Source organism: Streptomyces sp. NPDC001315 (genome assembly GCF_042896175.1).
GTDB lineage: Bacteria > Actinomycetota > Actinomycetes > Streptomycetales > Streptomycetaceae > Streptomyces.
The window spans coordinates 151,573-157,690 of the sequence record NZ_JBIAWZ010000016.1 but is presented as its reverse complement, the minus strand read 5'-3'; the positions used below and the strand labels follow the sequence as shown (position 1 = coordinate 157,690).

At 70.1% G+C, this 6,118-nt stretch carries 8 protein-coding genes and 1 pseudogene; 5 read left to right on the top strand and 4 right to left on the bottom strand.

The annotated features are described in order from the left end of the window. The 4 genes and pseudogenes from ACFY16_RS32435 to ACFY16_RS32420 form a co-directional block, all read left to right on the top strand. Window positions 1-303: pseudogene (locus ACFY16_RS32435) on the top strand (transcriptional regulator); the annotation flags it as partial. Next, window positions 300-713: a DUF2255 family protein gene (locus tag ACFY16_RS32430; protein WP_390650778.1), complete on the top strand. Its 414-nt coding sequence runs from the start codon at window positions 300-302 to the stop codon at window positions 711-713. The pseudogene ACFY16_RS32435 and the gene ACFY16_RS32430, both read left to right, overlap by 4 nt. A 128-nt stretch (window positions 714-841) precedes the next feature. Beyond that, entirely contained in the window at window positions 842-1,426 is a 585-nt protein-coding gene (locus ACFY16_RS32425) for a TetR/AcrR family transcriptional regulator (protein WP_390650777.1), read from the top strand. Window positions 1,427-1,525: 99 nt separating this feature from the next. Next, window positions 1,526-1,678, top strand: coding sequence for a hypothetical protein (locus ACFY16_RS32420; RefSeq protein WP_390650776.1), 153 nt, complete (start codon window positions 1,526-1,528; stop codon window positions 1,676-1,678). 10 nt (window positions 1,679-1,688) lie between these two features. On the opposite strand, the gene ACFY16_RS32415 is transcribed toward ACFY16_RS32420, so the two are convergent. From ACFY16_RS32415 to ACFY16_RS32405, 3 genes are all read right to left on the bottom strand, one after another. Further along, a complete protein-coding gene (locus ACFY16_RS32415) occupies window positions 1,689-2,429 on the bottom strand; it encodes an alpha/beta hydrolase (RefSeq protein WP_390650775.1) in 741 nt (246 codons plus the stop codon). A 360-nt stretch (window positions 2,430-2,789) separates the two neighbouring features. Continuing rightward, a complete protein-coding gene (locus tag ACFY16_RS32410; protein WP_390650774.1) occupies window positions 2,790-3,563 on the bottom strand; it encodes a ferritin-like domain-containing protein in 774 nt (257 codons plus the stop codon). 172 nt (window positions 3,564-3,735) lie between these two features. Next, window positions 3,736-4,491 (bottom strand): dienelactone hydrolase family protein, encoded by a 756-nt coding sequence (locus tag ACFY16_RS32405; RefSeq protein ID WP_390650773.1) that lies wholly within the window; start codon window positions 4,489-4,491, stop codon window positions 3,736-3,738. 127 nt (window positions 4,492-4,618) lie between these two features. Between ACFY16_RS32405 and ACFY16_RS32400 the strand changes: the two genes are divergently transcribed. Then, complete coding sequence (locus ACFY16_RS32400) at window positions 4,619-4,870, top strand: hypothetical protein (protein WP_390650772.1); 252 nt, start codon at window positions 4,619-4,621, stop codon at window positions 4,868-4,870. 115 nt (window positions 4,871-4,985) lie between these two features. Here the strand turns inward: ACFY16_RS32400 and ACFY16_RS32395 are convergent, their stop codons facing one another. After that, entirely contained in the window at window positions 4,986-6,086 is a 1,101-nt protein-coding gene (locus ACFY16_RS32395; protein ID WP_390650771.1) for an RICIN domain-containing protein, read from the bottom strand. Window positions 6,087-6,118: the final 32 nt, after the last annotated feature.

Here is a 6,118-nt window from a genome sequence, read left to right as displayed (position 1 = left end):
CCCGACGACCCGGAGCTCGCCCGTCTCGTCGGTGATCTGTCCGTGCGGGACACGGACTTCCGCACCTGGTGGGCCGAACACCGCGTCAACAGCGCCGGATACGGCACCAAGCAGTACCGCCACCACCTGGTCGGCGACCTCACCCTGGACTGCGACACCTGGTCCGGCCCCGACGACTCCGGACAGCGTCTGATGGTCCTGACCGCCGAGACCGGCAGCCCCTCCCACGACGCCCTGCGCATCCTCACCTCCTGGACCGCGCAGGAACCGAGCACCGAACGGACAGAGGACCTGAACCGATGAGCACCTGGACACCCGACGACCTCACCCTGCTCGCCGAGACCTACTCCCTCGTCCTGACCGCCGGGGACGACAGTCGGGACGGTGTGGAGATCGGCATGGCGGTCGCCGACGGCGAGCTGTACGTCCGCGCCTACCGGGGCGTCCGCTCCCGCTGGTACCGGGCGGCGCGGGAACACGGACACGGCCGGATCCAGGTGGGCACCGTGACCCGCGACGTCCTCCTCGCGACCCGCGACCTCGAACCGCCCGCCGGCCTCGACGCCGCCTTCCACGGCAAGTACGGAGCGGTGGCCGACGCCCTTGTCGCCAGTCCCGAGGCCCGAGCCGCGACGATCCGGATCGACCCGGCGCCCGCGCCGGAGTCCGGCACCGACAACGAGAGTGAGAGCGAGAGAGGTCTCGCCGACTGAAGAGCCGGCCGCCCCACACGTGTCACCAGAGTCCGGGCCCGCCGACGGCACCGATCCCTTCTTCGGGTTCGAACCGAAGCGCCCATGAAGAATGGACCAAAAAGTCCACCATGTGGGAGGATGGACTCATGAACCGGGGTATGACGGCCAAGGGACTGGCGACACGCCAGCGGATCGTGGCCTCCACGGCCCTCCTGATCAGGGAGAAGGGCGCGGCGGACACCACACTCGACGACGTGCGAGCCGTGACGTCGACCAGCAAGAGCCAGCTCTTCCACTACTTCCCGAACGGCCGCACCGACCTGCTCGTGGCCGTGGCCCAGCACGAGGCGGACCAGGTCCTGGAGGCGCAGCGCCCCTTCCTGGACGACCTGACGACCTGGGACGCCTGGCAGAAGTGGAGCCGGGCGGTGCTGGACCACTACACCGAGCTGGGGCAGCGCTGCCCGCTCGGCAGTCTCACGTCCGAGCTGGGCAAGTCATCGTCCGAGGCGCGGGCGGTGGTCTCCGCACTGTTCGAGACGTGGGAGGCGGCACTGGTCCGGGGCGCGGCGGCGCTGGGGCACGAGGGCGACTCCGCCGTCGACCGGGGCCGGAGCATCCTGGCCGCCGTGCAGGGCGGTGTGGTGCTGCTCCAGACCACCGGTGACACGGATTACCTCCGGGCCGCGGTGGCCACGGCGATCGAGCCGCTGCGGCCGATCGCGGCCTGAGAACCCGAGGTACGGGTTGCTTTGTCCACGAGAACCGACCGACAGCGCCTGTGCACGAGTTTGGGCAGCACTCGAAGCTCTGCAGAAATCGAACAGTTCATGACTTCAGCAGCACGGGCCCCTGCCGAGAGTTCAGCAGGCGCCACGGTGTGGAGAGCTGTGGAGGGCCGGGACCTGTCCTCGATGAGCCGGGACCTGTCCTCGATGAGCGGCATGCCGGCCGATATCAGCTACCGCCTGCTGCCGGTCTGACGGCCCGGCCTCACTTCAGATGTCGGGTGAAGAACTGGGCCGCGGCGTCTCCCGCGAACTGCGGGACGCCGGTGTGCCCGCCCATGTTGGCGTGCAGGGACTTCTCCTTGGAGCTGAAGGCGTCGAACAGGTCCAGGGCCGCCTGCCGGTCGTTCCCTTCGTCGTCCCACTGCAGCAGGACGTGCAGTGGAATAGTGACCTGCCGGGCCTCCTCGAACATGGCGCGCGGCACGAAACTCCCGGCGAAGAAACCGGCGGCCACGATGCGCGGCTCGACCACCGCCAGCCGGATGCCGATGGAGATCACTCCCCCCGAGTACCCGACCGGGCCGCCGATCTCGGGCAGCGAAAGGAGGGCGTCCAGGGCGGCCTGCCATTCCGGGACCGCCTTGTCGACCAGCGGGAGGATGAGGGCGTCGACGATCTCGTCGCTGACCGGCTCGCCGGCCTCCAGCGCCCGGCGCAGGTCGGCGCGGGCCTGCTCGACGGCGGGCCAACGGGGCCGGTCGCCGCTTCCGGGGAGCTCGATGGTGGCCGTGGCGAAGCCGTCCGCCGCGGAGTGCCGGGCCCGGGCCACCAGTCGGGGGTACATCGTGCGCAGCCCGAGGGGAGGGTGGCCGAGCAGGATCAGCGGCGCCGGTGCGGATGCGGGTGCGGATGCGGGTGTCCACAGGATGCCGGGGATCTCACCGAGGGTGAATTCGCGTTCGAGGACGCCGTCGTCGAGGCGCTGCTCGGAAGTGAAATGCATGGTCGTGCCTTTCGGGAGTGCACTGGAACGGCGCTCCCGGACGACCTGTCTATCGCCCGACCGTGACCCCGGAGGGGAGCACCCATGTCGATACTGCGTTCACGGGTACCACCTCCTCGATCCTTCGCACGGCCTCCGGAAATATAGCAGTGGTCGCCCCTCGTCACTGACCGCCACCGGCCTTGAAGATCTCGACGCGCTCCTCGGGCGTCTCCGCGCCGGGAGAGATGTCGCCGCCGGTGGTGTCACTCCTCGTCGGCGCCGGCCGCGGGGTGCAGAACCTCGACGGCCGCGATAACTGGACCGCATGATCCAACCAGCATGCTTCCGCTTGAATGGACTGTCAAGTCCAGAGTTGATTCACCGAGGCCGGGCCCCGTGCACCACCGGTCGGCAACCGTGACCCGGCGCGCTCGTCCATGCATCCGGGCGGGGCACCAGCACCGCGGAGACGACAGCGCCGGACGAGCCGACGACATCGGCAACGAATCGCAGGCGTCCGATGGCGAGTCGGCGCAGCGCCGAACCGTGGTCGACGGCAACGACGAGGGAGACCGCGAGCAGAAGAAGTTGCCACAGGGCCATCACCGGGCGGCGCATTGCGCGGGGCAGCTCCGCCAGGGAGGCGTGCAGCCGCTCGCAGTGGAACGGGACATGGCGCTGCTCGTCACGCAGGATCCGGCCCGCCACATCCGAAGTGAGCGAGTCGTCGGTGCCATCACGCAGGGCCCGGTAATAGCGCAGTGCCACCACTTCCGCGATCATCAGCACCAGAAGTTCCATGCGCAGGCCCATGAGACGCCGCAGCCGTACGAAGACGGTGTCGCTCCAGTGGCCGGCCAACGTCGGTATGCCGCCGGCAGCCAGCAGTCGAGCGAGCAGACGGGCGTGGTTCTGTTCCTCGGCCACGAAGAGCCGGACCGCCTGCGCGTAATCGCCGTCGCCGGCCTCATCCGCTTTGCCGACGAGGTTGGCACCGTCACCGTCCTCACCGACCTGGAAGCGCTGAATGCTGGCCCACACCGCCGGATGCAGCGTCGCGCTCCGCCGCCAGTCCGGGTCACCCTGGGCGCGCCTGCGCTCGCGCTCGTCCTCGAACCGCCTTGTCCACTTGGCGAAGCCGCCCGTATGCACCAGGTCTCCCCTCTCCGGAGCACAGCCACCATGCCCCGGAGAGGGACGACGCCAACGGACACCGAACCGTTCCCTTGTTGCCCGCCGCCGCGCACATCTGAGTGTCGACTGCTGGAGTCTGCCGGCTCGGCCACGGAGGCCTCAGGTCACGCGGGGGACGCCGCTGCCTGTCTCAGAGAGCGCGGGCGAACAGAGCGAGCAGCTCCGTCCAGTGCCGCTCGGCCGCCGCGGGGTTGTAGGTGGCGGTGTCGGACTGGGTGTAGCCGTGGTGGGCGCCCTCGTAGACCTCGCATCGGTGCTTGACGCCCGCGTCGGTGAGCGCCTGCTCCAGGCGGCGGACCTGGTCCTCGGGCATCGAGTCGTCCTGGTCGGCGTGCGCGAAGTAGAGCTCGGCGGTGATCCGGTCGGCCAGCAGGTGCGGACTGTTGGGCGCCTCGCTCGCGAGCCAGCCGCCGTGGAAGCCGGCCGCGGCGGCGACCCGGTCCGGGTGGGTACCGGCCGTGTAGAGGGCCAGCCTGGCTCCCATGCAGTACCCGGTGATGCCCACCGGCCCGTCCACGGCCAGCGGCGAGTCCGCGAACCACCCCAGGTAGGCATCGGCGTCGCGCTCCGTCAGCTCGGGGGTGAGCGACTCCATCAGTGGTACGACCTTCTCCACGATGTCCGGGCGGGCCTCCATGTCGATGAACTCGGGCAGCTCCACGACCGGGGTGCGCCCGTGCCGGTAGAAGACGTTCGGGACGAGCACCGTGTATCCGGCGGCCGCCAGCCGGTCGGCCATCGCCTTCAGATGCGGGCGCACCCCGAACGCGTCCTGGTACAGGAGCACACCCGGGTGCGCTCTGCCGTCGTCCGGGTGGGCGAGATAGGCGTCGGCGGTGCCGTCCGCGGTGGCGATGTCCACGAGTGTTCCTGTCACGGTGGTCATGGAGTGGGTGTGCCTCTCGGTGAGGGAAGACGGGGAAACGGGGGCACGTCACGACGGCCCGCCGCTCACATGCGAGAACACCTCGGTTCGTCCCGTGATTCCCACTTGGCCATGAGTATTCAGATACGTGTGTCATCTGATCGAGCAGCCGGACCAACTGGACACGATGAAGCAGGAGTTCCAGGACCGCACCGAGGGCATCGAGTGGGCGTCGATGATCCCGGACGGCAACCAGCCGCCGCTGTACGAGCCGCCGGCCGACTTCCTGAAGGCGACCGGGCAGAGCTGGCCGCCGCAGGGTGTCACCTGGCCGGTGCCGCAGGTGGTGTCGACCGAGCAGCTGGGCACCGCCGGGCCCGGTCTCCCGCCCGTGACCTGATGACCGGAGCGCGCCGGCTCCTCACCCGGCTGGGGACTTCCCAGGTACTACAACACCTCCGCCCGCCGGACCGCGCAGAGCGGCTTCGGCGGGCGGAGGTGTCAGGTGGAGTCCCTCAGGCCTTACGCCACTTCTGATTGGCGGTGCCGGCGCAGCTCCACAGTTGAAGGACGGTGCCGACGGCGGTGTTCTTGTCCTTGGCGTCCACGCACTGGCCCGGGTTGACGGCGAGTACGAGGTCGTAGGAGTTGTTGAGGACGAACCTCTGGTTCGCGGCGCGGGACGAGGAGCACTTCGCCAGACGCACCAGCGCGCCGTTCCCCGAGCCGGAGACGTCCAGACACATGGTGCCGCCGAAGTTGCGGGCGGTGCCGTCGGACGGGAACGTCCAGCCCTGTGCCGGTTCACCGCTGTCACAGTCGGCGAGCACCGTCTGGGTGCCGGCCGCCCGTGAACCGCTCTGGGTGGCCAGGCAACGGCTGGATGCGAAGTTGAACAGGAGCGTGCCGGTGAAGACGTCGGACTTGTCGGTCGTCTTCGACGTCTGTGGGGTCGACTGCTGAGTGGTGCCCGTCGCACCGCTCCCGGTACCACTCCCGGTGCCGGTCCCCTGTGCGGTGGTCTTGCCACCACCGCTGTTGTTCGCGGTCCCGGAGCCCGGCGCCGCCGCGACCGTACCGGGCAGCCCGGAGACGACGTCCTGCGCCGACGATTCACCCCCCTTGTGCGAGGAGTGCGTCTTCGGGGCCTCGGAAGGCCGGTGTGAGGCCCGCCCCGGGCCCGAGGACGGGCCTTGTGTCGACGGGGCGGACGCGGGCGCGGTGGCCTGGACCGTGGTCGCGGCCTGCGCGATGTCGTCGCCGCCGAGCCGCGAGATCCCGGCGGCCACGCCGACGCCCATGACCGCGAGGCCCGTCACACCGGCCACCGCGATCGCCACCCGGCGGCCGGGCTTGAGGAGGCGCGCACCGGCAAAGTAATGGCGCCGGGCGAAGCCGGCCGCGAAGGACTTGCCGTCCGCCGCGGAAAGCTCGGCGGACAGGCGGACCAGCGGCGTCTCGTCGTCGCTTCGGGCCGTACCGGCCCGCGACGCCTCGCTCTCGGCCGAAGCCGCGCGGTCGCCGCCGTCACCGGTCGGCGGCAGCGGTTCCTCGTCGGCCGTGGGCGACGGCGGCTTCGTGGGCCTCGGCCCGTCGAATGGGGAGGATGTCGTCATATAACTCTCTCCGGATGCCAGGAGTCATGGGC

Coding starts and splice junctions, on each gene's coding strand:
- ACFY16_RS32415 (WP_390650775.1), bottom strand. CDS start 2,429: ATGCATTTCACTTCCGAGCAGCGCCTCGACGACGGCGTCCTCGAACGC.
- ACFY16_RS32405 (WP_390650773.1), bottom strand. CDS start 4,491: ATGACCACCGTGACAGGAACACTCGTGGACATCGCCACCGCGGACGGC.
- ACFY16_RS32425 (WP_390650777.1), top strand. CDS start 842: ATGAACCGGGGTATGACGGCCAAGGGACTGGCGACACGCCAGCGGATC.
- ACFY16_RS32430 (WP_390650778.1), top strand. CDS start 300: ATGAGCACCTGGACACCCGACGACCTCACCCTGCTCGCCGAGACCTAC.
- ACFY16_RS32420 (WP_390650776.1), top strand. CDS start 1,526: ATGACTTCAGCAGCACGGGCCCCTGCCGAGAGTTCAGCAGGCGCCACG.
- ACFY16_RS32395 (WP_390650771.1), bottom strand. CDS start 6,086: ATGACGACATCCTCCCCATTCGACGGGCCGAGGCCCACGAAGCCGCCG.